Source organism: Rhizobium sp. Leaf262, from assembly GCF_001422245.1.
GTDB lineage: Bacteria > Pseudomonadota > Alphaproteobacteria > Rhizobiales > Rhizobiaceae > Agrobacterium.
In genome coordinates, this window is record NZ_LMMM01000018.1 from 463,702 (window position 1) to 490,490 (window position 26,789).

Genomic DNA, 26,789 nt, shown 5'->3' on the forward strand with positions numbered 1-26,789 from the left:
TTCCCTTGGACCCCAGTTTGCGCTGTTGCCACGGCCTTCGGCTGCAAGACTCGTGACGGTATGTCGGGTGGCAGGTTAGGTGCCGGCGTCCTGTGATTACGATAAGTAATTCTTCACCCTTACTGAGGGGACTTAAAGCCGAAGACACACCATCCATGTCTGATGACGACGGGATTTAGGCTAGGGCTCTAGTCCTCCAAAAAAATGACAACCATTGTCCGCGACGACACCGGCGACGATGTGCTGAGGTTTCAGAAGCCCTTTATTTTCGATCTGAAGTCGGCCAGCGTGCGGGTTTGCGCTCACGATCTTCATCTATTCAGTATCATGACCTTCGCAGGCCCCCTGTCATCGAATGAAGTCGCCGACGCGGCAGAGCACTGGCATCGGTCCTATCTTCATACGCCGCATGGCCAGGCCGCCGAATTGTCACGCGCCTGGCCTCCACATAATTTAGACGTCCATGATGATCACCACCACCATTATCATAATCACGGCATCACCAGGCAAGTAGAACCTCTGAGAATTAATCCTCCGCGGTTGCAGAACACGTGAGGGAAGCAGGGCCAACCGCTGCACATGGGGATCATGGTGCAATAAGACGCGCATCCCGTCGCCCGGTTACGAGGCCGCTATCATCACTATCTTATGACGATGACATTGGCGCCCGAAACAGCAAACACCCAGGGATTTTGTCCAATCGCGGCTCACGATTCGACTATGCCGAATCTTTGGTAGCAGCGCGGCTTTCACTCATCTTGTGGAAAGTGAGGCCGCGCCACTTCGGTATTCACTCTTGGGCAACAGCCGGTCGCCGCAACGAGACGAATACAACCACCGCCGTGATGAGTGTGACGGCCGCCAAGCATAGCGTAAGCGTGCCAAACGCGTCACCGTAACTTGCGAGAAGTGTCGGTTGCGGGACCTCAGGAGCGAGCGCAGAAGCACCTCCAAAATTGCCCGTCGAAAGTCGCTCCGCAATTAGAGATGAAGTCGTTGGTTGCGAAACAATTTTCGAAACCTGGGACTGCGCTAAGCCGCTCAGCAGTGCCGTGACCAGCGCCAAGGCGATGCCTTCGCCAGCGACCCGAACGGTACCGAAAATCCCTGCAGCCATGCCTGCTCGCTCTTTCGGCACAACACTAACCGCAAGTCCATCCATCAGTCCCCACGGAAAGCTGATGCCGACGCCGATGACAAGGAGAGCCGGAACGAAGTCGGCCGGTCGAGCGCCGATCGGAACGAGGCCGAGCCAAAACACGCCCAGGCTGGAGACGACGAGGCCGAGGCCACAAAGCGTTGCGGGTGACAGCCAACGGGTCAGCGATCCCGCAAGCAGCGGCAGTACTAGCAAAGGTGCCGACATGGCGAACATGGTTTGGCCAACCTCTGGAGCGGACATACCGTCAATTCCTACGAGTCGGATAGGAAGCAGGATGAGAAGCACGACGAAACCATAGGCAGGGGCGGCGGCAAGAAGTTGGACACCTGCAAACTGCCGGTAGCGAAACAAATCCAGATCCAACATGGGGCGGGCAACGCGTCGCTCAATGAAAACAAATGCGATTAGAAACGCAATGGCTACCGCAAAAAAGGCGACTACCATCGGGTCGGACCAACCACGGCCGGGGCCCTCGAGTATCGCTGTTGTCAGGGCCGCAAGTGCAACCGTAAAGCTTACACACCCCGGCCAGTCGACCGTTGTGGCGGCTGGATCACGCGTCTCTACCATATAGAAAGTGCCGAGGGCGAAAGCGGCTACATCGAACGCAACGACCAGACCGAAGATGCTTCGCCAGCCGAACATCTCGTACAGATAAGCTGATGCTATCGGCGCGAGCGAGAGGCCGACGCCGAAGCTCACACCAACGAAACTGAACGCCCGCAACCGTCCAGAACCTTCGAACTCCTGCGCCAAAGCAGCCATCCCCGCCGACATCGCGGCAGCTGCCATGACACCTTCAGCCGCTCGAATTAGATTAAAGCTCGTCATGTCAGGCACAAAAGCGAGCATCGCCGAGAGAATGGCGAACCCGGCCGTCGCGAAGGCAAATACTCGCTTGCGACCATATCGGTCTGCCAGTGCCCCGGCCGCGAGAAGCATGCTTCCGAAGGTCAGGAGATAGGCATTCGTTGCCCAATTGATAGAGACGGGAGATCCGCCGAGTGCCTTGCCTATACTCGGCAAGGCCACGGTTGGCCCCGTAAATGCTAGCGGCATCGATGCGGAGGCTAAGCACACAGCTATAAGAACGGCCATGGGATGCCGTCTTGAAAGTTCATCTGCCATTTTGGTTTCCTAGATGGTTGCGAAATACAGATCCTTCGGCTCGATGTATTGGGGTTGAGAATAATCCTCAGCCCAGCCTTGGACTCCTGACACACAGCGTCGCGAGATCAGGTAGGATAACTTCGACCGTTTCTGCGTAAATAGAAACGCTCTAGGCGTTCCGATCAAGGCTGCGAAGGTTCGGTGCGCAGCAACATGCCCCTGCGCGAGGCCATGACGGATGCGCCGAGCAGGGTTGCGACCGCAACGAAAACGAACACCATAACCGGCCCCTGAAGATCAATCAGCAAGCCGCCGAGAAGGGCTCCGCTGGAAATAGCGATCTGGATCGTGGTCAGCATCAGCGCTCCAGCACTTTCCGCCTCATCCGAGGCCGATTTGGTTATGAAGCTTTGAACGCTGACAGGCGCCGCGCCGAAGCCGAAGCCCCAGGCGGCGATGGCAGGACCTGCGACGAGAGGTGAAGCGCCGGCCAGTGCCAGGACCGAAGCCGACACCGCAATCAGCATGGCTGCGATGATGACCGACCAAGTGGTGCTGCGCTCCGACATGAAGCCACCGAAGAGATTGCCGAAAAACCCATTGACACCATAGACCAGCAGCACCAGCGAGATGGTTTCGACGCCCATATGCGGCACATCCTCCAGGAAGGGACGCACATAGGTGTAGCCTGCGAAATGGCCTGACATGACGAAGACGATCGTAAGCAGACCCACGCGGATACGCGGACGTTGCAGCAGCTTCAGCATTGTGCCGAAACTTGGTGCACCGGCAGGCGGCAAAGATGGAATGGTGAGCATTTGCGTGACAATCGCCACAACGCCAACAATGGCAGCGATGACGAAGGCGGCCCGCCAACCAAGCGTGGAGCCGATCCACGCCCCGGCAGGTGCGGCACAGACGGTCGCAAGCGAAACGCCGGTAAGGATGATGGCCATTGCCCGTGGCAGAAGATGCAACGGCACCAAACGCAACGCCAGCGCCCCCGCCATTGCCCAGAAGCCGCCGAGACCAATGCCCAGAAGCACGCGTGAGGCGAACAGTGTGACCAGACCTGTGGCAAAAGCAGCCAGCATGCTGGAAATAATAAGCGTGATAGTCAGAGCGAGCAGCGTCCAGCGCCGATTGATATTGCGCGTGCCGATGACGACGCCTGGCGCCGCGATGGCGGCTACGAGAGCCGTAACGGTAATGGATTGTCCAGCAACGCCCGAGCTAATGCCCAGATCTTCCGACAGCGGCGTCAAGAGACTTATCGGCAGAAACTCTGCCGTCACAAGACCGAAGACGCCAAGGGCCAACGAGACGACGGCACCCCATGCTGCATGTTCACGCTTTTCCGGTGGATAGTTGAGTTCACTGATTTTCCGGCTTTCCATGAGACGTATCCTTAATGAGGGCCGTAGATTAGGCAGGGCGGACCGGCGCTACATACGTTTCGCCTAATATTGACGGGTCGATAATCGCGCATTGCGAATTTCTTTAGTGCGCACTATATATATACGAAACGGATAAGCCGCAAGGAGTTTTTTTAGTGAGCGATAAAAAAATTGGTCGACCTGGAAGGCCACGATCGTTCGATATGGAAACGGCGTTGATCGTGGGGGAGAGGCTTTTTCATGAGCGCGGCTTCGACGGCGTCTCGTTGTCGGACCTAACTTGCGCGCTCAGCATCGCTGCTCCCAGCTTCTACGCCGCATTTGGCAGCAAAGCAGACTTCTTCCAACAGATTTTGAACCGTTACGCCGCCTCTGCTCTTTCGATCGACGAGTTGATGGTCGAGAAGGACCCCATGGCGGTGGCAATTGAGAAGTTCCTCATAGCTCGTGCCGTCTCGTACAGCGAAGATAACGTGGCAAAGGGCTGTCTTGTACTCGACGCAACGCGGAACTGCAGCGATGCTGACGCAGCGAACACGGCCAGAAGACTCGCCGAGGGCGGCCGCGTTCGCGTTCGCGAACTTGTTGCCATCGCGAGACCGGACGTGGCGGAGCCAGTCAGCGACTTGGTGGCGTCCGTCATGCATGGGTTGTCCGCGTACGCCCGACAGGGCTGGTCGACAGAGCGTCTTGTCTCGGTCGCGAAGAGTGCGGCCCTCGCAGTTAGAGTGATCGCGGAGCGGTCAGATCTCCTCGAGGAATTCGCTACGATCTGGACCTCGGCTTGAGGACCAAATTACAGTTTCATCACTCCATCCTGGCAGCCCGGTGGGAAGCCCGCCGGGCCTACTAATTCCGCTCACGCGTTGGCGCCTCCATCCACTGTCAGCGTTGTGCCAGTAATGTAACGCGCCTTGTCACTGGCCAGATAGGCGACAGCATGCCCGATCTCCGCACCTTCACCAAAGCGGCCCGAAGCGGTCAGCTGTCGCATCGGATCGCTAAAGGGTCCGTGGGCCGGGTTCATATCCGTGTCGATCGAGCCAGGCTGGACAATGTTCGCTGTGATGCCTTTCGGCCCAAGTTCACGTGCAAGTCCCTGATTGAAGGCGGTAAGAGCAGACTTCGTGGCAGCGTAGACACCAAGGCTGCCATACGGCACGCGATCCGCAAAGAAGCTGCCAATTGTGATGATGCTACCGCCATCCTTCAGGTGGGCCAAGGCAACCTTGCTCGTGACGATCGGCCCGCGCAAGTTGACATCTAGCAGAGCTTGAACATCCTCGATGGCAATATCGGCGAGATCGTTCATGCGAATGATGCCGGCGTTGTTGACAAGGATGTCGAGGCCACCGAGTTCTGCGGCCGCCTTGTCAACGGAGGCCTGAATTGCCCCTATGTCCGCGCTGTCAGCCTGGATCGCCACGGCGAAGCGGCCAAGCCGCTTGATCTCGGACACAACCGCATCGGCTTGATCCTTTGACTTTTCATATGTGATCGCGACGTCAGCGCCTTCAACAGCAAGCGTCTTCGCAATCGCCGCGCCAATGCCCCGGCTTCCACCGGTCACGAGCGCCTTCTTACCTACAAGCGTCATCGAAGTCTCCTTTATACTCTCAAGACACAGTCACTCACTCGCGACCTGTATACTTAACAATCTGTTGCGGCCGTCTGAGAGCAAGCTCCACCGGCTCGCCACGGCATCGCCAAGTGGCGTTGCAGCGAATGGGCCGCAATGTTTGTGAATAAACGACGGCAACGATAGCAATGATCGTCACAAACCTCGGTGCCGCCCATGATTTGAACTTAGTCGATCTGCTGGGAACGCCAGATTTCAAGCGTGTCGATTACCTGATGGAAACTGACGATCTTGCCATTTGCAACGCGCACAACATGCATATATTGCGCGTCGAAAGGCTTTCCGGTCGAGGCCATGACCCCTTTGGATCGGCCCACGGCCACAACGATATCGCCGCCGTCAATCAACTCGGTAGGCCCAGCGTCGTAACCCAAAAATTCCCTGGCGATGCGGCTAAAGACGCCGTCTACGACCGCCGCTGGCGACAAGTATGGATTGCGATCACCAAGCAAGAAGTTTTCCGATTCTCGCCAATCGAGTTCGTCACTCAAGGTCGCGACCACGGCATCAATATCGCCACGCACGAAACTGTCATAAAACTCTTTAACAACTGCAAAACTGGTCTGGTCTGACATTTAACTCTCCATCTGGGGTTCGAGAACAACGGAATAGCGAAAGGCATCACAACACCGACCACCTTATCCGGGTGCACTCCGATCCGTTGGCGTGCGAGAATCTATATAGCTTCAATTAGACCGGTCGTCTAGACTCGTGGATGATTTTTTGTAGGAAGATCTCGTTCGGCTGCAACTTAGCGCTGGACGTTAGATAGACAGGGAGTTATGCGGAAATGATGCAACCGAAGAGTCCCGAAACGAACACACGCGCGATCATCCTGGCGGCAGGACGCAGAATCATGGCCCAAAAAGGCTTTTCGGCTGTCGGTCTAAATGAGATCCTCGCCAATGCCGGCGTTCCAAAGGGGTCCTTCTATCATTACTTCACGTCCAAGGATGCGTTTGGCGAAGCAGTGCTTAGCTCCTACTTCGACCGCTATCATGTCGAAATGGATGCCGCATGCGCGATGCCGGGGCTCAACATGGCCGAGCGGCTGATCCTTTGGTGGCAAAAATGGAATCCAGACAATGAAGAGCACGATTTTCAAGAGCGTGGATTGGCGGTGAAGTTGGGTGCTGAGGTTGCTGACCTTTCTGAAGCCATGCGCCTCGCCCTTAAAGCTGGAACCGAGCGGGTCATAGCACGGTTAGCAGATGCGCTAGTATCGGGTGCCATCGAAGGCTCACTCACGATTGATGACGACCCACGACATGTTGCTGCCTCACTTTACAGTCTCTGGCTCGGCGCCAGCGTGATGGGACGGATCGTTCGCACCGACGAACCTTTCGAGCAAGCCATGCGGACTACTCAGCGGACACTTGGCATCTCCACCTACTGACAGATAAGCGGGCTTCCGACGGACGGATGATGTGACCTGAGACCCATCGTCCCTCAAATTTTCAGTAGAGTCTTGGGTTTTCCAATCTGGCCTTATGCGGCCTGTTTTTCCATAGCCATTTTCATTGCGAATTCGCTGGGTGTAATGTTGCCCAGTGAAGAATGCGGTCTGTTCCGATTGTAGTCCTCCTTCCATGCGGTGATTTCGATACTCGCCTGCGCCAGTGACGAGAACAGTGTTTCGTTGAGGCATTCGTCACGGAAGCTGCCGTTGAAGCTTTCTACGAAGCCATTCTGCATGGGTTTGCCCGGTGCGATACAATGCCATTCGACATGCGTGCTTTGGCACCATTCCAGAACGGCCAAGCTGGTCATCTCCGTGCCGTTGTTGGAGACAACTGTTCGTGGCTTGCCTCTTTGGGCGATGACAGCATCGAGCTCACGCGTGTCAATCGGCGTTGAATATTGACACGACACTTGAACGACAGACATGAGACCTCGGCAGGACTGGTTGTTCCTGCCGAGGCATTTTTGGTCACTCCGTTTTGGCGGAAACGGTCTTGGCGGCCTCATCGATGGTATCAGCGATGGCACCCGGCTGGGTCATGAACAGAGCGTGGCTTGCCGAAACCTTGGTGATCTTAGCGTTGATGCGCTCAGCCATATGGATCAACATGGCCTGATCGAAGGCCTTGTCTTCGGTTGCGATAACAGCCCAGCTGGGCTTGGTGCGCCAGGCCGCATGTTCGAGCTTTGTGCCGAAGGCCGACATGTTGATCGGGACCTGGGAAGCGCTCATGAACGCGGCCTCGGCATCGCTGACGTCATGCGCGAAACCGGCCTTAAACTTGGCGGGGCTAACGTAGCCAAAACCGTCTTTCGTGGTTTCGATGACGAATTCCGTCGCAGGCGCAAATCCTTCGTACTGCTGGCCTGTCGTCTCGCCGGCATCAGGAGAGAGAGCGGAGACATAGACCAAGCCCGCGACCTTCGGATCAATGCCAGCTTCAGTGATGACAGTCCCGCCCCAGGAATGACCGACGAGAATGGCCGGACCGTCTTGCCGCTCAAGAGCACGCTTGGTAGCGGCAACATCGTCTGCCAGAGATGTCAGTGGGTTTTGCACGATCGTGACGCGGTACCCTCGCGTTGTCAGGTTGTCGTAAACACCCTTCCAGCCAGAACCGTCTGCGAATGCGCCGTGGACCAGGACGACGTTCTTGACCTTCTGGTCTTGCGGTAACGTGTCAGCGGCTGACGGCAATGAGGCGGAAAGGGTGGCTGCAGCTGCGATTACGGAAACGGTGGTGATTGTCTTGCTTGTCATGGCTTTCTCCTTATGTTTTTAGCGATAATAATTATCGCGATAACTTTAATCTTTCACGTTTTCTGATGCCCGTCAACGTCTTTATTATCGCGATATTGGTTTTTGCGATAAGTTGGGGATAAGCGTGTCATAGGAGTTCGAAATGTCTCAACGCTATAATGATCCCCCGCCCCTGCGCGACCAGCTGTGCTATGCGATTTACACCGCGGGTATCGCATTACAGCGAGCCTACAAACCGCTCCTGGACGAGCTCGGGTTGACATACCCGCAGTATCTCGTCCTGAACGTCCTATGGGCCCAAGATCAGCAGACGGTTGTGTCTATCGCTGATCAGCTTGGCTTGGATTCCAGTATCTTGACGCCACTTCTAAAGCGTCTCGAGGGCGCCGGATTAGTGCAACGGGCACGCAATCTCAGCAACGAACGGCAGGTCTTGGTTACTCTGACCGATCAGGGTCAGGCCTTGCAGCACAAGGCTGGCTGCCTCAGCAACACTCTGCTCGCAGTCTCTGCGCAGACACCGCAGCAACTCGCAGCTTTGAACCACGACGTGCGGCATTTGCGCGACGAGATCTATCTGCAAATTGGCGGATGGGATGCGCCCGCCTGACCGGAGCGGTCTAGTTTCGCGAGACATCCGTCCAGAATACCCCGCCAGGCGGTCGGTATGCCAAGACCAGTGGACGTTGAACCTACGGAGAACGCAGGACTGCATATGGATCGCCTATACGGTTTTTCTCACGACACCTGATAAATCCTCGTTAGCTAGTCGCATCGACACCTCCTTTCTTCGCCTGCCGCTTCGGGCGTGTTTTCGACGTTCTATCGAGCGACTGACTGGAAGATAACGCAGCATTGTCGACACCATAAGCGGGACAAATGTGGATGGGGCATTGCGAAAAGAGGGATAAATCTTAGGATTGGTCCCACCGGATCAGCGCGGTCCTCGTGGTTACTGTTCGCGACCAGTCCGGGAAGCCGCCTATGATCTCGGTGTGGTCATAGGCTTGAGCAATGCCATCGCCAAGCTGAAGAAGCGCGCTACCATAATTGATCAAGAGTACCATCTGGAGCGGATTGCTCGCCAATTCACGAACTTCGCTTAGAAGGTTTTCTGGTAGTGATGGACAACCGCGACGACGCCCTGCCCCAGCTGTAATTTTAAGTCAGTCGTCTGGCACGCTGCATATTGATGCGATTACCATGTCACCGGACGGAGGGTGCAACAAAACACAGCGCGGCATTTTTGCCGCATTGAGTGTCGCTCAATCGGACAGTAGTATTACACATTGTCCGTCGAGGGGTAGGATGAGCGACCAACTAAGATCGGTTAGATATTGCATGGTGCGCTTCCTCTGCGCCATTGCAATTCTATTTATCGGCCTCGCTCATAAAATTCCCGATGTTGGCGGTTGCTCGATTCCGCTCAACGAACTAGCCCAATACACTCTTCCCGACGGAACCGTGCCCATCCTATGTCTGCCATCTGACGTCGATCGTAAAAGCCACGACAGACACGGATCCAAGGCGGGTTGCGAGACATGCCGGCTTAGTGCTCATATTCTGTTGCCGACCCCGTCCGACGCGGTGGGGCTGAGGCTTCTTCGCGGCCCCGACCGCGCTACCCCTCTCCGCAAAGAAGCGCTCTATCGGCAACTTGTCCCACCTAACACCGCGCCGCGAGGCCCACCGATTTTTTCCTGACGTTTCCGCAGATGCGCCAGCCAAACCAAATTGTGGTAGCGCGCGAAATGATGCTCTCAGGAAACCTTTATGTCCGATCTGAAATTCGGCAAAGAGCGTACGGGTTCGCTTTCGCGATCATTATCCCTCCGCTATCAATTCATCCGCGCTGTCGTGCTTTGCCTATCGATCGCGCTTGCAATGCAGCTCACCATCGTTCCGGGCTTATCCACATCCATCCTGGTGTCGAGCGAGCTGGTGGATGCATTCGGTAACCCGATCTGTAGCATCGGTGGCGTCGACCGTAGCCCCGATGGTTCAGAGACCAACAGACACCTCGCTTGCTGCATTCTCTGCATTGTTCTTCTTCAGCTCCCGGATGCTCACGCACCGGGTGGGTCAGAGGCAATCCTTCGCCCACTTAACTCAAACTCCAGAATGCCGAGCACATGCCAAGCGACACCCCTTGCCGGTCTCAAGCATACACCCGTATGGCCGCGCGCTCCTCCCTCACATACCTGATTGCCGCGAAATTTAACGACGCTCTTATCTCGGACGGCAACTCTGCCTCCAACAACTAACCCGCGATAGCGTCAAATCGATAAATCAACAACTCTGGCGCCACCCTCGGCTGCCAAAATGGAGAAATGCAATGTTGAAAACGACAATTCTAAGCCTTAGCTTAATCCTTTCAGTTGGCAGTGTTTTTGCTCAAAACGCCCCATCAAATGCGAATGGAACGATGAACCAGACCAGCAGCCAAACCGAACCCGCAAAAGACAGAACAAAGACGATCGGGATTGTATTGTTCCCTGAATTTGAAACGCTTGACGTTTTCGGACCAGTCCAGATGTGGGGACGCTTGCCCGACTACAAAGTCGTTTTTGTCGCTGAGAAGGCAGGCCCGGTTCGTTCCGCGCAGGGACTAGATTCGGTCGCGTCCTACTCATTTGCGAACGCGCCGCAATTTGACATCGTTATGGTCCCCGGCGGTGGCGGAACTCGCAAAGAAGTGAGCAACCAGGCTATGCTCGACTTCGTTCGCAAGCAGGATCAGGGCACTGAGCTCACGACGTCTGTGTGCACCGGAGCTGCGATCCTGGCTAAAGCTGGCCTTCTGGATGGACGCAAGGCGACGACCAATAAACTCGCCTGGAAATGGGCCACAAGCCAAAGTGGCAAAGTAGAATGGGTAGGCCACGCCCGATGGGTCGAAGACGGAAAGTACATCACATCATCGGGCGTATCCGCAGGCACCGATATGTCTCTAGCGATCGTCGAGAAGGTCTACGGGCGTGAGGCCGCCGAGCGTCGCGCCAAAGGTGCTGAATATATCTGGAGTGACGATCCGAACAATGACCCCTTCGCAATCGAGATATCTAAAACGGACCCGAACGACTAACGTAGCGCATTTTGTTAGCCCATTGTACTGCTAACAAACAAGCCTCGCCCCGACTACTTGGGTCGGGGTGCCCGCTTTAAAACAATGTGATCGGCGTTGTTCAACCCGCCGTAAGCGCAGCGTAGCTGACGCAAATTAGCCCGCTTAGGTTGGCGAAAGCCGTCCGGCTGCGAAGTCACGCGCAACCGCGATAAAGGCCTGGAAGGCCGCGGAGGAATTGCGCCGATTGTAGTAATAGAGGCACAACGGCGCAAGAGGTGGCGTCCAGTCGTCGAGAATGCGTACAAGCCGTCCTGTAGCGAAGTCATCCCTCACATCGGCTTCCATGAAATAGCCGATCCCCACGCCGTTCGTCACCGCAATCCGCGCCAGGGATGCTTCGTCAAGAGTGATAGGCCCCTCGACGTCGAGTTGCAGTTGTTCGCCATCCTTCTCGAACCGCCATCGGAGCAATGTGCCGTCGGGAAGCCGCCCTCGAACGCAAGGATAGGAGAGCAGTTCCTGCGGCACTCGTGGGACAGCCCTTTCTTCGAAAAAGGCTGGCGATGCGGCAATCGCCATGCGTCTCATTTTGCCGAGCGGAATGGCGATTGCGTCGCTCGGCACAAAATCCGCGCTTCGGATCCCCAGATCAAAGCCCGTCGCCACGACATCGACGAGGCGGCCTTCCGTGACGATATCGATATGGACCTGCGGATAGCGCTGCAAATAGCTCAAAACCAGCGGCGCCATGATTTCGCGCGCTGCAGTAGCGAAGGCATTGATCCGCAGTATGCCAGAAGGTGTCTCCTGCTGGGAGCGCGCCGTGTTCATGGCTTTCTGGATACCCTCAAGCGATGGTTTAACCTGTGCCACGAATATGCGTCCCGCATAGGTAAGGGAAACACTTCGCGTTGTACGATTGAATAATCGCACGTCAAGCTGGCGCTCTAACTTGCCCACCGCATTGCTGATGGCCGTCGTCGATATGCCAAGATCGGTAGCTGCGGCTCGGAACGAGCCACACCTAACGATGGCGAGAACAGCCTCAAGCTCAATCAGCGAATGACGCGTCATTGTCCCGCTTTCCGTGATACCTCATGGCGATTTATCTTGCTTATCAGGCGAAAAGTCCACCGCTAAATTGGCGTCATCACCACCCAGGAGATGAACATGTCACTGAACCTACCCAAACCGATCGCCGAATATATTGAAGCGAATGCCCATCTCGATCTCGAGGGCATGATGAAGCACTTCTCCGAAAACGCCATCTTTATCGACAACGGCAAGCGCTACGAGGGGCCGACTGAGATCCGCAAGTTGCTCAGGGACGAAGCGATCGCGGTGAAGGCGATCTTCGAGCCCGAAACCTCTCGGGAAGAAGAGGGCAAGGTCGTGCTCGAGGGTCCCGCTCATGGTGAATTCCCCGGCAGCCCACTCCGCTTCACCTATCGCTTCACGCTGGCAAATGACGCCATCAAAGTTCTGGAGACCACGATATGAGCATTCAGGCAGATCCCAACGAGTTCGCCGGCAAGCGCGTCCTCATAAGCGGCGGCACCAAAGGTCTGGGCCGCGCAACAGTTCAGCGGTTTCTCGCCGGTGGCGCTCGCGTCGTCACGGCCGCCCGCACGATCAAGGATCGGATCGAGGGCGTTGAATATGTTCAGGCGGACCTGACCAATGCGGAAGGTAGCGAAGCCCTAGCCAAGGTCGCACTTGAGCGGCTGGGCGGCATCGACATTCTTGCCCATGTTATCGGCGGCTCGGCCTCGCCGGCAGGTGGCTTCGCCGCGCTGACGGATGACCACTGGCTCGCCGAACTGAACCTTAACTTGCTGGCGACCGTCCGTCTCGATCGCCTGATGATCCCGCAGATGCTTGAACGGGGCAAGGGCACTGTGGTCCATGTCACCTCCATTCAGTCCGTCCTTCCGCTGCCCGAGTCCACGACAGGTTATGCTTCCGCAAAGGCCGCATTGCGGACCTATAGCAAGTCGATCTCGAAAGAACTCGGTCCCAAGGGCGTGCGGGTCAACTCCGTCTCTCCCGGCTGGATTATGACTGATGCTACTCAAGACTTTCTCGAAATGTTGCGGAAAGCCAATGGCGGCACGATCGAGGACGCGCGGCAGTCCGTGCTCGATGTCTTGGGCGGGATCTCTATCGGGCGGGGAGCTGAACCAGAAGAGGTGGCCGACCTCATCGCCTACCTCGCATCCGACCGGGCTGCTGCAATCCACGGCGCCGAGTTTGTCATCGATGGCGGGACTATCCGAACTGTCTAAGGGTGCGACCCGGCATTCGCGCGAGAGCGGATGCCGGGAACTAGCTGTTGCCTGACCATGGGAAAGCCGTCACGGATTGCTACTTGGAGCAGTTGGCAATGATCGGCGGTGATCGAAAGAAAGCCTTAACAATGCTTAAAACTTCATCCTGCGAGCGGTGCAGTTGGGCTCAAGATGATCCGATGATGCGGGAATATCATGATGCCGAATGGGGCGTACCGCAGCGAGATCCGCGCATGCTGTGGGAAATGCTCATGCTAGAGGGATTCCAGGCAGGACTTTCCTGGAGCATCATCCTTCGCAAGCGGGGTGCTTTTAGGACCGCCTTCGCAGATTTTGATCCAGCCAAGGTCGCTATTTTTGACGAGCGAGATATTATGCGCTTGATGGCGGACCCTGGCATCGTACGCGCGCGGGCCAAAATCGAAGCCACGATCAAGGGCGCACAGATCTACTGCGAGATGCAGGATCGCGGCGAGGATTTCTCGGAATTCTGCTGGTCTTTCACGAACGGCATTCCTGTTCTAGGTGACGGGAAAAGCTGGGTTGCGACCACGACCCTCTCCGAGACGATCTCTGAGGAATTGAAGCGGCGCGGTTTCAAATTTGTCGGCCCTACGATCACCTACGCATGGATGCAGGCGGTCGGCATCGTCAACGATCACTCTCTTAGCTGCTTTCGACGTCATGCACAGCCCGAAAGTTGGCGCTAAGACGATCGTCATTCGCCAACTGCCATCGTGCGAGGCCAACCTCAATCAAATCGACGCAAGACAACAACCGCGCGCCAAAACGCTCGAGCTTCCTTCCCTGCACGCGGGCGATGGTACCGCAAAACCGACCGGCGAGCGCGCTTGGTGCGCCAGCGCTGCGCCAAGCTTTTTAATTCTTGCTAAAAGGAGCGACGATGTTTGCCGTTTATGCGAAAGAAGCGAATTTCAACGACCCACTCGCCTCAGTAGTCGTCGGAGAACAACCTGATCCGGTCGTTAAAGAGGGTTGGGTGCGCGTAAAGGTAACCCACGCCAGCCTGAACCGGCACGACGTGTTCACTCTTCGGGGAATGACTTCCCAGGAGGAGCCTATCCCTTTCCCAATGATTCTAGGCAATGATGCCGCAGGAGTGCTCGACGACGGGACGCCGGTCGTGCTCTACCCGGTGATGGGAACAGATGACTGGAAGGGCGACGAAACGATCGACCCTTACTGGCACGTTATCAGCGAGCTCGTGCCCGGGACGATGGCCGACTATGTCGCGGTTCCGAAGCGCAACGCATTACCCATTCCTCAAGGTCTCTCTCCGCTCAACGCATCCCTGCTCAGCACGGCCTGGCTCACGGCCTATCGCTCGCTTTTTACCAAATCCCGACTGATGCCTGGCCAGTCATTGCTAGTGCAGGGAGCTTCGGGCGGCATGGCGACCGCTCTTATTCAGATGGGCAGGGCCGCTGGCTTTGAAGTGTGGGTTACAACCCGAAACGATGAAGGGGCAGCCATCGCCGAACGTCTTGGTGCAAACAGGATATTCCGACATGGCGATGCCCTACCCCGACAAGCAGACGCGGTCGTTGATAATATCGGGACCGCAAGTTGGGAACACAGTCTCAAGTCCGTCAAACGAGGTGGGGTCGTCGTGATCAACGGCATTACCACTGGCCACCTTGCAGAGACTAACCTGGTGCGAATTTTCGTCGAACAGATCGACATCCGCGGAACCATTATGGGCACGCTCGAGGAAATGAAGGCCATGATGCAGTTCGTTATCGCAAACAAAATCACGCCAGAGGTCGGAGCAGTCGTTCCGATGACCGAGGCGCGTGAAGCGATCCGCAACATGATCGAGGGTCGTACCCGGGGCAAGACTGTGTTCACGCGGTGATAGTGCGTCGTCGACCAGCGGTAAGAGTGATACCCTCTGCAACCCAAGCCAGCGCCGGGCAGGCCAAGCGCTGATCGCATACAGGGGGTCAAAATTGGACACCGATACGGGGGATGCGGACGAAAACTTGGACCACCAGGAGGTAGTTCATATTTCTATGCAGACAGACTTCGTGCCGTTGAGCTTTACATCAGGCTTGGCAAGCAGGTTAAGGCGACCATTCGCCAGTTAGGTGATCCCACCAAGAATGCTCTAAAAAGCTGGTACCGCGAGTACGAGCAGCGTCGTGAACTGTGTGTTCGCTATCCGGCCCGAACGCCGAAATATTCCGATGAGCAGAAGCAGGCGGTGCTTGAGCACTACCGCACTCACGATCGCTGTATCTCTGCGACGATGCGAGCCGTGGGTTATCCCGGTCGTGGAACCTTGACGGCTTGGGTTCGAGAAGCGTTTCCGGAATTGAAGACATCCATAGTCGGTCGATCGTGGCGTCCGGCCTATCCTGAGAGTTTGAAACAGGTCGGTGTCATCGAGCTTTGCAGTGGAGAGGAAAGTGCCCAACGAGTAGCGGACCGACTGGGCGTATGCAGGCCGACGTTGTACAACTGGAAAGATCAGCTACTCGGTCATGAGGCTTCTTCATCCATGAAACGCCGCAAAGCCAACTCCAAAGCGCCACAACGTGAGGAACTCGAGCGACAGCTTGAAGCTCTACAGCGTGATGTCCGCCAGTTGCAACTCGAACATGATCTCCTGAAGAAGGCCAATGAACTTTTAAAAAAAGGCCTGGGCGTCGATCTGCTGACCCTGAGTAATCGGGAGAAGACACAGCTAATTAACGCCCTAAAGGAAGTTTACCGCTTGCCAGAACTGCTCGCCCAGCTACGAATTGCCCGAAGCTCATACTTTTACCACCGTATGCGCACGTGTCTGGCAGACAAGTATGCTGCCGTCCGGCACAGCCTTGTGGAAATCTTTGGAGCAAACCGTCGTTGTTACGGCTATCGCAGGCTGCAGGCGTCACTGGCCAGGAAAAGTGTGATCATCTCGGAAAAGGTTGTCCAGCGATTGATGAAGCAGGAGTGCTTGGTCGCACCCAGACCGCGCCGACGGCGTTTCGGATCATACCTGGGAGAAATAAGTCCAGCACCCGAGAACCTGTTCAATCGCAACTTCCATGCAAAAGCGCCGAATGTGAAGTGGCTGACAGACATTACCGAGTTCCAAATCCCGGCTGGGAAGGTACATCTTTAGCCGATCATCGACTGCTTCGATGGCATGGTCATCAGTTGGTCGATAGGAACGCAGCCAGACGCGGGGCTGGTCAATACTATGCTGCATGCCGCTATCGAGACCGTGACATAGCGCGGAACGACCAATAGTCCATTCTGATCGCGGAGCCCATTACCGTTGGCCTGGCTGGCTCACGCGGATCAGCGACGCGAAACTCGTTCGTTCAATGTCCCGAAAGGGCTGCTCACAAGATAACGCCGCTTGCGAGGGGTTCTTCGGCCGATTGAAAACGGAACTCTTCTATCCACAAGACTGGAAGGCCATCACGATCGACCAGTTCGTTAGAGAAGTGGATGCCTATATCCGCTGGTACAATGAGAAGCGTATCAAAATATCGCTGGTATCACTCAGCCCGGGCGAATATCGTAAGAGACTTGGTCTTAACCCATAAAACAGTCCAACTTTTTATCCGCACCCCCACGGGGTCAATATTCAACGCCCATTGACATATCGATCCCGTCAAACTTGATATCGGAGCAGAGCCGCGCCGCTTCAAGCGCGATCCCCGTAACCCCGGTGCCGACCTCCAGAAAAGTGCCCTGAAACGTTTTGCGCAATTTCGGTTGTGCCTTGGCTACGGACTGGATGCGGGTGAAAACGCTTTTGGACGCACGACCACGTTTGAGGCGGATGGAACATGTGTCAGAGTTCTCAAGACAACTGTGAACGAGGATTGCTTTCTGGGGTAATACGAACGCGCCTTTGCGCCCCGTAACCGAAAAAGCTTACTTCTAAGACGCGGAGGTCCTACTCATTGACATGACTCGTTGGCTTGGTCCTTCTGAAACGTACCTTTGATGAAGAGCGTGACAGCAGATCTCACCATTTCATCTATATTATCCGATTTTTGCGCCTCTCTATTCACCCTAATAAGCGCCTGAACCTCAGTTTCATTGATGATGAGACAAAAAAACATCTCGGCCAGTGAGAGCGATGAAATTTTCTGGAAAGGCTCATTGAGACGATTGCGGTTTTGTTCGATAATTGCTTCTACCGCTCCAACTCCTCGACCGCGTCCAAAGTGGTATATGGTTTGCGAAAGTTCTGGAAAACGAACAGCTTCAGCGATCATTAGCCTGTGCAAGGCAAGCGTCTTAGTGTCGCGCGATAGCTCGGAGATGTGTTCTCCAAGACGCATTAAATTGCTTTCTGGCGTATCATGCGGGACAACGACGCCTTCAAGAGGGTTAATGAGTTCGCTGCACAGACGGCTTATCGAAGCAATGAAAATGCCTTCCCGGCCTCCAAAGACATCGTCGACGTTTCGCCGTGATCCACCTGCCCTTTCGATAATCTCATCTAACTCGAGCCCGTCATATCCACGCTCAAGATAAAGTTCCGCAGCTACGTCTAGCAGGAACGACCTACGAGCATCGCATTTTGAGATCGGCTCCGCTTGTGACATCGGTTCTTCCTTTTGCAGAGGGTGTGACTTTGGGTTTCATTAGATGATTGATGAATGCGTGAACCGCTTTGCCGCTCTAGGCATCTATGGGAATCGCAAGATTGTCGAACCAAATGTAAATTCCTTCTTTGGAAGGATTTACGTACATCTACTCCACTACTGGCCTCTTCGTCGCGCGCCTTTGCCCGTAGCATGCCACCGGAAAAGCCAATCGTCAGTCAGAGAGCCTTCACGCCATTCAAAATGGGATCGACAGCTGATCTTTACAGAGAACCGGTTTCATTCATATTTCCAGTGCGCCAAGTTGCATTTCAATTGCATCAATTTGCCATGTGGCTAAGCGACGAGAGAATTTTGGCTCCTGATCCTTCTGCCCAGGTAGTATTGGTGCAATTGTATCGCACGGTTCTTATTATTCGCGTGGTTGGGGGGGCGATGACGGCACGGCGAACCATCAGTTTGCCCGCCACAAAATAAAGAAGAAACGAGCCCACCTGGTAGGCAAAAAGCAAATCGACTTCGACAAATGACCGGCAGGTAAATAGCGTTGCAACCGCAAACAACAGCAGAGATTCCATATGTCTGCGCCGCGTTAAAAACCTGGCGAGATGGCCCCAAAGGGTCGTAAGAACTACCAATATGAGACACACTGTTCCAAAGATGCCGGTTTCGACCGCGGTCTCGATATAGGTGTTGTGGAAATGGAAGCCGTTGCGCGACGGTATGTAAAACTCATCCCACAAACGCTCTGCATCCGCCAGACCGGTCACCCAATAGCCTTGGTAGCCCACGCCGAACAAAGGACTTTCACTGAGCGCAATGATACCCTGTTGCCAAAGATACGTGCGGCCAGTCAGCGTGGAATCCTTGCCGAAAGCCTCAAGCAATGATCCAGGGCCCCCATTCCGTAGGACGAAAGTTCCGCACAACAGTGCACCGAGAAAAACCAGTAGACACAATATGACGCGATGCTTTGGGGCAAGGACCAGGGTCGATTGCATCGCCACAGCCAGCGCAAGAACCGCCATTGTCGTTATAATTGACGTCGCGGATTGAGAGGCCAGAAGATTATAGAATGATAGCGCACCAGTGATCAGGGCTATAAAAACCCATCCCTTTCGCGCACTCAGCATCAAGGTCCCGTAGGATAGCAGACAGCCTAGCGAGGCGAACAGACCAAGTTGGTTTTTTGACGCAAATGCACCGACGAAGGTGTAACTACCGTCCAGCGCGTCACTTTCGTACCTGCCGAAAATAAGCGAATAAACAAGCACAGCAGCGCACCCCAGCGCCCCACCTTGCGTCAACGTGGCGGTCGATAAGACGCGCATCGCAATCAGCGCGCAAGCAATGTGAGAAAAATATTGGATCGCCGCTCTAAACGAGACGCCGGGCGCCTGCGACCAAAACGCCGACAGAAAGCAAAAGACCGGGAAAGCAAAAATCCAGAAATAGCGGGAATAATTGCCCAGAACACGGCGGTAATTGACGAAGATGAGCGAGATCCACAGCCCATAATAAAAAACGACAGCAATCGCGCCAATCTGTTGCGAATATGCAAAGATCAAGAACGAGCTTGCCGTAGCAAATATACCATATATTTTATTCTGATCAGGGTCGATCAGCGTCGATTTCAGAATTTTCATTGAGATCGTTGGACAGCCAAATTAGAATGTGGGCAGCAAAAAGCGAACGCAGCTTTTCACGCCAGTGTCGCCCCCGGCAGCGCGCCTCTCGCCAATTTCAGAACGTCAAGTGCGGCACCTCGCCTGTCTGGGCTCACACGGACGCGAGCATGGGATACGAATAATTCACACGGGATTGACGCTTGGACCTTGCAGGATGATTTCAGATCAAGACGGTGGTGTTACATCTGAAGTGAAGCGATTGTTCATGTCGCTGCGGTGTAGAGCGTCGATCATAAGCACTGGTTCGTGCTGAATGTCTCCTGCTTGCTCGCGAACAAAGCTGGCGCGGCAACTCTCCCCAATACAAATGAAAGACGATCGCCTGGCGGTGAAACACTAAATTGAACTTACCGTTCCAAAAAGATGCCGTGGCGATGGCTGATGCAGACTTGACAGAAGACACTCGTGTCCGCAGCGCTACCCCGGCTCTGTCCGGATAACAAATTCGAAGTAGTATCTGAGATTTGGAGGGCAAAAATGCCGACAAAAAAACTCCTGCCGGGGGTGGCAGCACTATGTCTGATTTCAAGTGGCGTTACAGCACAGAGCACCCACTGCGACAAGGCGGAAACACAAGCAGAATTGCGGCAATGCGAGCAGGCCCGCTATCAGGACGCGGACCGAGCTTTGAACGCCCAATGGAGTCTTGTAATGTCGAAGTTTGCCAATGAACCAGACGTCGAGAAAGCACTCCTTGATGCACAACGAGCATGGATCAGCTTCCGTGATTTGCATTGCAAAACCGTGGGCGTCCAGCAAGGCGGCGGAACACTCCAACCGGTCGTCGTGGCCGGCTGCCTTGCGGATGTAACTGATAATCGTGTCGAAGAGTTCAAAGCCTTTGTAGCCGCCCCAGAGGACAACTGAACATGCGGCACGACATCATGATTGTTGGTAATGGTGAAATTGGTGAAACAGGCCGCGTGGCCGCTGCCAAGGCCGACTTCATCATTCGGTTCAACGAGTGCCGATCCTACGCGGCAAGCCCCTGTCGCACCGACGTCGTTGCCGTTTGCAATACAGGCAGACCTGGCAAACGGATGGCAGAAGCTGATGAATGGCGCAATCTGCCTGCGGTCAGAGATACCGTTGAGATATGGAGCGCACGCGATCCGGCGCTATTTCGTGAGATGCGGGAACCTCTGGCACAGACGCACCCGGAACTCGATGATCTCTGCGACGACTACACAGACGCCTTCGACAGATTTTGCAAGATTTCCAGCAAGCAACATGTCGTCATCGACAGAGCAATTCATGCTTTTGCAGACAAAGCGATCTCGGCCTTTGTGCCTCCCTCCTACGTCGTCCCAAGTACGGGGCTGATAGCCATAGTCGAGACGCTCAGAAGATTCCCGTCCGCGGATATTGCGCTAACCGGATTTAACCATACCGGATGGGCCGGACACCCATTTTCAGTAGAGAGGCAGATTGTCGATCAATACGTCGCCACAGGGTCGTTGACCCGTTACGACACGTGATAAAGGCGATCAAACCGATCCGCTGAAGGTTAAGAAATGCCATCAACGCGTCGATTAAAGCGTGCACGTTGATGGCGTCTCATTTGATCGGCTAAAACTTTATTCTGTTAGCAAGCGTGCCTATACCGTCAATCTCAAGCTGGACCAGATCCCCTTTTTTTGGAAAACGGCCCAATTCCAGCCCGGAGCAGCCCGGCAAGCACCCGGTTGCCAGAATATCGCCGGGAACCAAGGTCTCACCCATGGCAGCATAGCGCACCATTTCCCAAGGCTCATACATGGCACCTGCGGTCTGCCCCTCGCACCAGATCTCGCCGTTGACACGGACTCTGCCTTGGAGTTTGCTGAACTGTGACAACACCTCGTCGCTCGTCACGACAATCGCGCTCATACTACCCGCAAATGTTTTGGCTTTGACCACGCCGCCAAAAGTCCCTCGTCTTGTATCGTCCCACTGGGTGTCGCGCGCACTCCAGTCATTGATGATGCACAGACCGCCGATCGCGGACTGAGCCTCTTCTGGAGAACAATCGCGGACTTGTTTCGAAATTATCAGGCCGATTTCCAGTTCGAAATCGAGGACTGTGGAAAATAGTGGCCATTGCAGTTCGTGCTGATCAGCAATCAGAGAGCGCCCATTGCCCATATAATACTGGGGGTAGCGATAGTAGTTGGCGCGCGGACGCATCGGCGCCAACATTTTTCCCGTTACCCTTTCATACCCAGCGGCAAGGGTCTGAAGTGATCCGGATCCAAACTTCGAAACCATACCTTTGGCCGCGTTGATCATATGCTCTTCCCACAGAGCAAATGACCGCAAGGTGCCCGGCAAAAACGGAAGGCCATCGGGTGTCGAACTTGGTTCCCCGAAGAACTGGCGAAGTTCGCCAGAACCAATTGACAGCAGAGAGACGACATCACTGACGAATGGGTGGTTCAAATGCCGCCAGGTGTTTTGCTCCTCGTCAAAACCTACGGTGCGGGCCTGACTTAAACCCAATTTCATGCCGCAATCCTTCTTACATAAAACTTAATGCGCAATCTGATGGCGAGCTTGCCATGCTGTGCGGTGTGGGCAGTGCTCCAAAACAGCCTAATCGGCCAAGCGCTTAATGAGAGCGAAGTGGGAAATGCAATGTTGCAACCAAACTCAGGAGTGACGTCGCCATCACGCCCCTTCGCAACAACTTTTTGGTCTCGTTCAGACCGTTGTCCCCAAGGCTTACACTTATCATTTTTTGCTGGTTATGCGTGCCTGGACGGAACTCCGGCGGAGGCTCGACCGCGGCGACCCGGACCGCACGTGAGCTTGCGTGAAGCAAACATCCGCTCCGTGTCATGCCCTTCATTGGACTTTGGGTACGTTTGCTGCTCAGGCGTCCCACCGAGATCTTAATGCGAGGTGGCTGCCCGCCGTCGGTATGCTCCTTAGGATGTTTCATACGGAAATCTCCTCTTGCTGAGACAGCAGGATCTCAGCGTCAGATTTCGCGGCGATTACGATTTGTCATCCGTTTCTTAAACACGAAACAATTGCCCCTTTCGAAGCTGAAGCCTACATGAGAGGCTTTCTCAGTGTCGCATAAGAGCGCGTATAAAGCTTGTCGCCCAAGTGCCTCAACATGAGGTTCCTGACAGTGGGCGGAAGATTGCGAACCTTGTCACGAACACGAGACTGTTTTCGGACCCACGCCACACGGTCACGACGCTGGGCCACGAACGCCCTGTTTATCACCGCAGTGGACGCGTATCTTGAAATCAGGTCAGCCAGAACCAGTGCGTCTTCCAGTGCCATGCCCGCTCCCTGCGCCATGCTGGGAGAACAGGCGTGCGCAGCGTCGCCCATGAGCACAAGACCATGTTTGTTGCGATTGTATTCGGGAACCTCCTGTAGCTCCCCGAAGTGAATTTCGGTCGGACTATTCAACTGACCAACAAGTTCGCCGAGCGGAGATGGAAACTCTGCAAACAGGTCCCGAAGACCGAGGACGGTATTGTTTCGGACATCGGCTGTACGACAATCCGCGTATAAGTAAACCTTTGTCTCACTGAGAGGAATGGCGAGAAGCGTACGTCCACGGCCGAGCATGGCAGTCCACGCGACAATACCGGCTGTATTGTCCACAACCGTTCTCCAACAAGTGATGCCGAGAGGGCGAGGCTGAATGTTGAACGCGGCGCTGCGTAGACGTGAATGTATGCCGTCTGCGGCAATAACCAGATCACACGACTGGGAGGTGCCGTCGGAATACAAAGCGCGGACGCCCGACATGGTGTTTTCTACGTCCACGACGGCCTTTCCGTAGGAAATATCGGTGTTGTTTAACGAAGACAGTAACGACTGGATAAGAAGCGATCTTGGCATAGCAAGACAGGGACCGCACTCCGACCAGAACTCGTGTGACCCTGTTTCATGGATCAGTCGACCGTTGCTCGCGAAGATCAATTGTTTTTCGATCGGGTATGCGTTGGGCTCGATCGCTTCGAGCACGCCAAGCTGGCGCAATGCCCTCGTCGCGTTTCCCAACAGGAATATACCCATGCCGCCGGAACCGGATGACTCCGATTGCTCAACGACGTGGCATTCGTGTCCTTTCAACTCCAGCGCCTTGGCGACAGAAAGGCCCGCAATGCCGGCACCGGCAACGATGATTTTCATAGGCAATATTCCCCTGTAATATGCGCGAACTCGATGGGATTGCTGAGATGCGAGTAAAGTCCGACGCCAGTGCCTCCCAGAGAGAGGCCTGGCAATCGATCGCCATGTTCCTGAAGGCAGACTTATGGTTCAGCTCTGAATGCCATGATCTGCCTTGAGCATATCTGCGGCGCGCTCGCCAATGACGACGCAAGGAGCCATCAGGTTTCCGATTGGTATTTTGGGCATGATCGATGCATCTGCGATCCGCAGGTTTTTAACCCCGTAGACCCGCAGTCGAGCGTCTACGACAGACATCTCGTCGCGACCCATTTTGGCCGTGCAGGACTGATGCCAGTAGGTGACTGCGGAGTTGCGAATGAAGGCCTCCATACTGCTGCGGCTCCTCCCGAGCGGAAGAACCTCCCGCTTGACCAGTGGCCGTAAACGGTCGCTGTTTCCCAGCTCTCTACACAATTCGATTGTTCGAAATGCTGTCTCCAGGTCCTCGTGCTCACTCAATGAGTTGGGCGCAATAACGACCGGGTCCTCCGGGCGCGGGCCCGACAACCGTACACGTCCACGACTTTTGGGCTGTGCAAGCCCTGCAAACATCGTCCAGCCGTGCTCGGGCGCTTCCATGCCGACTTCCGGCGGCGGCGGCACGGCAAACTCCAGTTGGCATTGTACCATGTCAGGCGCGGCCAAATTGGCATCACTCTTGGCATAAAGCACCGCTTCACATCCGCCGCCGCCGACCTGTTGGGGCTTCACATATTCCCAGGTACAACCGAAGGCGATGTGATCCTGATGGTTTTCGCCTACACCCGGCAGATCCTGAACAACCGGAATTCCATGGTGCTGGAGCTCTTTTGCCGGTCCAACGCCAGACTGCATCAGAACTTTCGGCGTATGAACAGCTCCCAAAGACAGGATGACTTCCCGATCGGCGCCCAGACGCAACACCTTGCCGTCAATCACAGCTTCGACGCCAAGGGCCTTCTTGCCGGAGAAGATAACCCGGGTGACATGCGCGCCGGTCAGGACCGTAAGGTTCATCTGGTGCATACTCGGATAGGTGTAGGATCTGAATATCGATTGCCGCTTATTGTCACGGATCAGAAGATCGGCAATGGCTGCACCGCCATCCGTCTCCATCATTTCTCCATTGGGACTTTCGAATTTCCGGATACCCATCTCATTGGCCGCTTCCACCGTCGCGTTTGCGAGGGGCTGCGGCGTATCCGATTGAGCAACATAGACGGGCCCGCCCACACCACGACGAAGGGAATCGGCATCACCCTGCCAGTTCTCAATTCGCCGATAATAATCCAGAACGGACACATATCCCCAGCCAGAATCGCCGGATTCTTCAGCAAAATGGTCCCAGTCGCTCTTGTGACCTCGGGCCCAAACCATCACGTTGATGCTCGATCCTCCACCAAGGACTTTGCCCATGTTGAGCGGCATCCGGCGGCCATTGAGATAAGGCGATGGTTCTCCTTGGAAAGCCCAATCATGTGCCGAGCCCAGATTAAGCGGCCACTGCGCCGGATTGCAGATCGAAGGGGCCGTATCATCTCCACCCGCCTCAAGCAGCAGAACCTGCACGTTGCTGTCCTGCGCGAGGCGAGCAGCGACCACAGAACCACTCGAGCCGCCGCCGCATACAATGAAGTCAAAATGCGTTCGAAAATTACCCCGCTTATCAGCCGGGTTCACCCATATTTCGGAGTCGTCTTTGTTCTTGCTAGAATGTTCCATGTTTCACCTTGCAGGTTGGGGTACTCCGCATCGCTTGGAAAGCAAGGAGTGGGGCGGACATAGCGGCGACCTGTCAGGCGCAGATTTCATGCCGCGGGCTTCCGATGTCATTTGTAATGGGAGGTATCGCCGGACATTACGCCGGTCTGGCAGGCGGCAGCCGCCTGCCAGGTTTTGCATGTTCAGTTTGCAGGCTTGTCAATGCTCTCGGCGGCCGCATGAATTGTGTCGGCAACTACTTTTGCCTGGGTTTTGAAAAGCGCGTGGCTTGCCGAAACCTTGGTGACCTTGGCGCCGATCCGGTCCGCCATATGGAGAAGCATCGCCTGATCGAAAGCCTTGTCTTCGGTGGCGATCACAGCCCAGCTTGGCTTTGTGCGCCAGGCGGCGTTCTTGAGTTTCGTTGCGAAGGAAGACATGTTGATGGGTACCTGGGAGTCACGCATGAATACGGCATCGGCATCGCTGACATCATTGGCAAATCCGACTTTGAACTTGCTGGCGTCAACGAACCCATAGCCATCCTTCCCAATATCCAGGACAAATTCGGAGGCGGGCGCAAAGCCCTCATATTGTTGAGCCGTGGTCTCTCCAGCATCCGGCGAGAGCGCTGAGACATAGACAAGCCCTGCGACCTTGGGATGGACGCCTGCTTCTGTAATAACCGTGCCACCCCAGGAATGGCCGACGAGTATCGTTGGGCCGCTTGTCCGGTCAAGCGCGCGATTGGTAGCGGCGACATCATCATCGAGAGACGTCAGCGGATTCTGCACGATTGTCACATTGTAGCCGCGTTTCGTCAGTTCGTCGTAAACGCCGCGCCAGCCGGCACCATCGGCAAAAGCGCCATGCACAAGAACAACATTTTTGACTGGCTGGGCCTGTGCCATCATTGGCGTGAGCGCTGCAATAGCCAGCGCAGCCGAACCAGCGAGAGAGAGAGTAAGGTGAGCGAAATCCATGACTTTGTTCCTATTCGTTTGAGGTCTCTACGGTTTTTGGATCGTCTCCTCTCCGGACAACGGAAGGACCGTTGTCCGGCATTGGGAGGCAGGTGCCGTGGGCTCCAGGAGGCAACAGAGCCGTTGTTCAGCACGAGTAAGATGACAGGACGGACCGGTAGCGCCCATTGAACCTGCGTATCGATGGCTCATCCATTGGTATGATACCAATGAACCTTTTCGTTCGACTGGCGTGATGGGGCCCGACTTGTAAGCGGAAATAGAGGGAAGGATCGCGCGAAGGCACCTTCGATTACCGCG

Annotated in this window: 24 protein-coding genes and 2 pseudogenes; 12 read left to right on the forward strand and 14 right to left on the reverse strand. The window is 55.3% G+C overall.

Annotated elements, in window-relative coordinates:
* The first annotated feature begins 204 nt into the window (after nt 1–204).
* Complete coding sequence (locus tag ASF29_RS19625; RefSeq protein WP_062452312.1) at nt 205–555, forward strand: hypothetical protein; 351 nt, start codon at nt 205–207, stop codon at nt 553–555.
* Between the two features lie 235 nt (nt 556–790).
* Here ASF29_RS19625 and ASF29_RS19630 read toward each other — a convergent pair whose 3' ends face one another.
* Both ASF29_RS19630 and ASF29_RS19635 read right to left on the reverse strand, forming a co-directional pair.
* Nucleotides 791–2,290: an MFS transporter gene (locus ASF29_RS19630; RefSeq protein WP_062452313.1), complete on the reverse strand. Its 1,500-nt coding sequence runs from the start codon at nt 2,288–2,290 to the stop codon at nt 791–793.
* Between the two features lie 164 nt (nt 2,291–2,454).
* Nucleotides 2,455–3,669, reverse strand: a complete 1,215-nt coding sequence (locus ASF29_RS19635; protein ID WP_062452314.1) for an MFS transporter — start codon at nt 3,667–3,669, stop codon at nt 2,455–2,457.
* A 203-nt stretch (nt 3,670–3,872) separates the two neighbouring features.
* Here ASF29_RS19635 and ASF29_RS19640 point away from each other — a divergent pair, with 203 nt between their 5' ends.
* Nucleotides 3,873–4,457, forward strand: a complete 585-nt coding sequence (locus ASF29_RS19640; protein ID WP_062452315.1) for a TetR/AcrR family transcriptional regulator — start codon at nt 3,873–3,875, stop codon at nt 4,455–4,457.
* 71 nt (nt 4,458–4,528) lie between these two features.
* Here the strand turns inward: ASF29_RS19640 and ASF29_RS19645 are convergent, their stop codons facing one another.
* Entirely contained in the window at nt 4,529–5,266 is a 738-nt protein-coding gene (locus tag ASF29_RS19645; RefSeq protein WP_062452316.1) for an SDR family oxidoreductase, read from the reverse strand.
* Between the two features lie 209 nt (nt 5,267–5,475).
* Nucleotides 5,476–5,883 (reverse strand): nuclear transport factor 2 family protein, encoded by a 408-nt coding sequence (locus tag ASF29_RS19650; protein ID WP_062452317.1) that lies wholly within the window; start codon nt 5,881–5,883, stop codon nt 5,476–5,478.
* 215 nt (nt 5,884–6,098) lie between these two features.
* On the opposite strand from ASF29_RS19650, the gene ASF29_RS19655 reads away from it, so the two are divergent.
* Nucleotides 6,099–6,704: a TetR/AcrR family transcriptional regulator gene (locus ASF29_RS19655; protein WP_062452318.1), complete on the forward strand. Its 606-nt coding sequence runs from the start codon at nt 6,099–6,101 to the stop codon at nt 6,702–6,704.
* Nucleotides 6,705–6,796: 92 nt separating this feature from the next.
* Here the strand turns inward: ASF29_RS19655 and ASF29_RS19660 are convergent.
* Nucleotides 6,797–7,147: pseudogene (locus tag ASF29_RS19660) on the reverse strand (integrase core domain-containing protein); the annotation flags it as partial.
* 91 nt (nt 7,148–7,238) lie between these two features.
* Nucleotides 7,239–8,030, reverse strand: a complete 792-nt coding sequence (locus ASF29_RS19665) for an alpha/beta hydrolase (protein WP_062452320.1) — start codon at nt 8,028–8,030, stop codon at nt 7,239–7,241.
* 142 nt (nt 8,031–8,172) lie between these two features.
* Here ASF29_RS19665 and ASF29_RS19670 point away from each other — a divergent pair, with 142 nt between their 5' ends.
* On the forward strand, nt 8,173–8,640 hold the full coding sequence (locus tag ASF29_RS19670) for a MarR family transcriptional regulator (protein ID WP_062452321.1): 468 nt from the start codon (nt 8,173–8,175) through the stop codon (nt 8,638–8,640).
* Nucleotides 8,641–8,944: 304 nt separating this feature from the next.
* Here the strand turns inward: ASF29_RS19670 and ASF29_RS24510 are convergent, their stop codons facing one another.
* A complete protein-coding gene (locus ASF29_RS24510; protein ID WP_156462740.1) occupies nt 8,945–9,097 on the reverse strand; it encodes a hypothetical protein in 153 nt (50 codons plus the stop codon).
* A 1,268-nt stretch (nt 9,098–10,365) separates the two neighbouring features.
* On the opposite strand from ASF29_RS24510, the gene ASF29_RS19680 reads away from it, so the two are divergent.
* Nucleotides 10,366–11,115 carry a DJ-1/PfpI family protein gene (locus tag ASF29_RS19680; protein WP_200925555.1) on the forward strand — a complete coding sequence of 250 codons (750 nt, stop codon included), beginning with the start codon at nt 10,366–10,368 and terminating at the stop codon, nt 11,113–11,115.
* A 144-nt stretch (nt 11,116–11,259) separates the two neighbouring features.
* Here the strand turns inward: ASF29_RS19680 and ASF29_RS19685 are convergent, their stop codons facing one another.
* Nucleotides 11,260–12,171 (reverse strand): LysR family transcriptional regulator, encoded by a 912-nt coding sequence (locus tag ASF29_RS19685; protein ID WP_062452323.1) that lies wholly within the window; start codon nt 12,169–12,171, stop codon nt 11,260–11,262.
* Nucleotides 12,172–12,267: 96 nt separating this feature from the next.
* Here ASF29_RS19685 and ASF29_RS19690 point away from each other — a divergent pair, with 96 nt between their 5' ends.
* From ASF29_RS19690 to ASF29_RS19710, 5 genes and pseudogenes are all read left to right on the forward strand, one after another.
* The gene (locus tag ASF29_RS19690; protein ID WP_062452324.1) at nt 12,268–12,597 is read left to right on the forward strand and encodes a nuclear transport factor 2 family protein; all 330 of its coding nucleotides are present in this window, start codon (nt 12,268–12,270) and stop codon (nt 12,595–12,597) included.
* The gene (locus tag ASF29_RS19695; RefSeq protein ID WP_062452325.1) at nt 12,594–13,382 is read left to right on the forward strand and encodes an SDR family oxidoreductase; all 789 of its coding nucleotides are present in this window, start codon (nt 12,594–12,596) and stop codon (nt 13,380–13,382) included. The genes ASF29_RS19690 and ASF29_RS19695 overlap by 4 nt, the downstream gene beginning before the upstream one ends.
* An 83-nt stretch (nt 13,383–13,465) precedes the next feature.
* A complete protein-coding gene (locus ASF29_RS19700; protein ID WP_244473601.1) occupies nt 13,466–14,095 on the forward strand; it encodes a DNA-3-methyladenine glycosylase I in 630 nt (209 codons plus the stop codon).
* A gap of 194 nt (nt 14,096–14,289) precedes the next feature.
* Nucleotides 14,290–15,261 (forward strand): zinc-binding dehydrogenase, encoded by a 972-nt coding sequence (locus tag ASF29_RS19705; protein ID WP_062452326.1) that lies wholly within the window; start codon nt 14,290–14,292, stop codon nt 15,259–15,261.
* 189 nt (nt 15,262–15,450) lie between these two features.
* A pseudogene (locus ASF29_RS19710) lies at nt 15,451–16,945 on the forward strand (IS3 family transposase).
* Nucleotides 16,946–17,305: 360 nt separating this feature from the next.
* On the opposite strand, the gene ASF29_RS19715 reads toward ASF29_RS19710, so the two are convergent.
* On the reverse strand, nt 17,306–17,959 hold the full coding sequence (locus ASF29_RS19715) for a TetR/AcrR family transcriptional regulator (RefSeq protein WP_062452327.1): 654 nt from the start codon (nt 17,957–17,959) through the stop codon (nt 17,306–17,308).
* A 320-nt stretch (nt 17,960–18,279) separates the two neighbouring features.
* Nucleotides 18,280–19,605: an O-antigen ligase gene (locus ASF29_RS19720; RefSeq protein WP_082453601.1), complete on the reverse strand. Its 1,326-nt coding sequence runs from the start codon at nt 19,603–19,605 to the stop codon at nt 18,280–18,282.
* Between the two features lie 519 nt (nt 19,606–20,124).
* Here ASF29_RS19720 and ASF29_RS19725 point away from each other — a divergent pair.
* Both ASF29_RS19725 and ASF29_RS19730 read left to right on the forward strand, forming a co-directional pair.
* Nucleotides 20,125–20,514, forward strand: coding sequence for a lysozyme inhibitor LprI family protein (locus ASF29_RS19725; protein ID WP_062452328.1), 390 nt, complete (start codon nt 20,125–20,127; stop codon nt 20,512–20,514).
* Between the two features lie 2 nt (nt 20,515–20,516).
* Nucleotides 20,517–21,125: a Urease operon accessory protein gene (locus tag ASF29_RS19730; protein ID WP_244473602.1), complete on the forward strand. Its 609-nt coding sequence runs from the start codon at nt 20,517–20,519 to the stop codon at nt 21,123–21,125.
* A gap of 91 nt (nt 21,126–21,216) precedes the next feature.
* Here the strand turns inward: ASF29_RS19730 and ASF29_RS19735 are convergent, their stop codons facing one another.
* From ASF29_RS19735 to ASF29_RS19755, 4 genes are all read right to left on the reverse strand, one after another.
* Nucleotides 21,217–22,131, reverse strand: coding sequence for a fumarylacetoacetate hydrolase family protein (locus tag ASF29_RS19735; RefSeq protein WP_062452329.1), 915 nt, complete (start codon nt 22,129–22,131; stop codon nt 21,217–21,219).
* 549 nt (nt 22,132–22,680) lie between these two features.
* Nucleotides 22,681–23,784 (reverse strand): FAD-dependent monooxygenase, encoded by a 1,104-nt coding sequence (locus tag ASF29_RS19745; protein WP_062452331.1) that lies wholly within the window; start codon nt 23,782–23,784, stop codon nt 22,681–22,683.
* A 129-nt stretch (nt 23,785–23,913) separates the two neighbouring features.
* Complete coding sequence (locus tag ASF29_RS19750) at nt 23,914–25,527, reverse strand: GMC family oxidoreductase N-terminal domain-containing protein (protein WP_062452332.1); 1,614 nt, start codon at nt 25,525–25,527, stop codon at nt 23,914–23,916.
* A gap of 182 nt (nt 25,528–25,709) precedes the next feature.
* The gene (locus tag ASF29_RS19755) at nt 25,710–26,420 is read right to left on the reverse strand and encodes an alpha/beta hydrolase (RefSeq protein ID WP_244473612.1); all 711 of its coding nucleotides are present in this window, start codon (nt 26,418–26,420) and stop codon (nt 25,710–25,712) included.
* Nucleotides 26,421–26,789 lie beyond the last annotated feature (369 nt).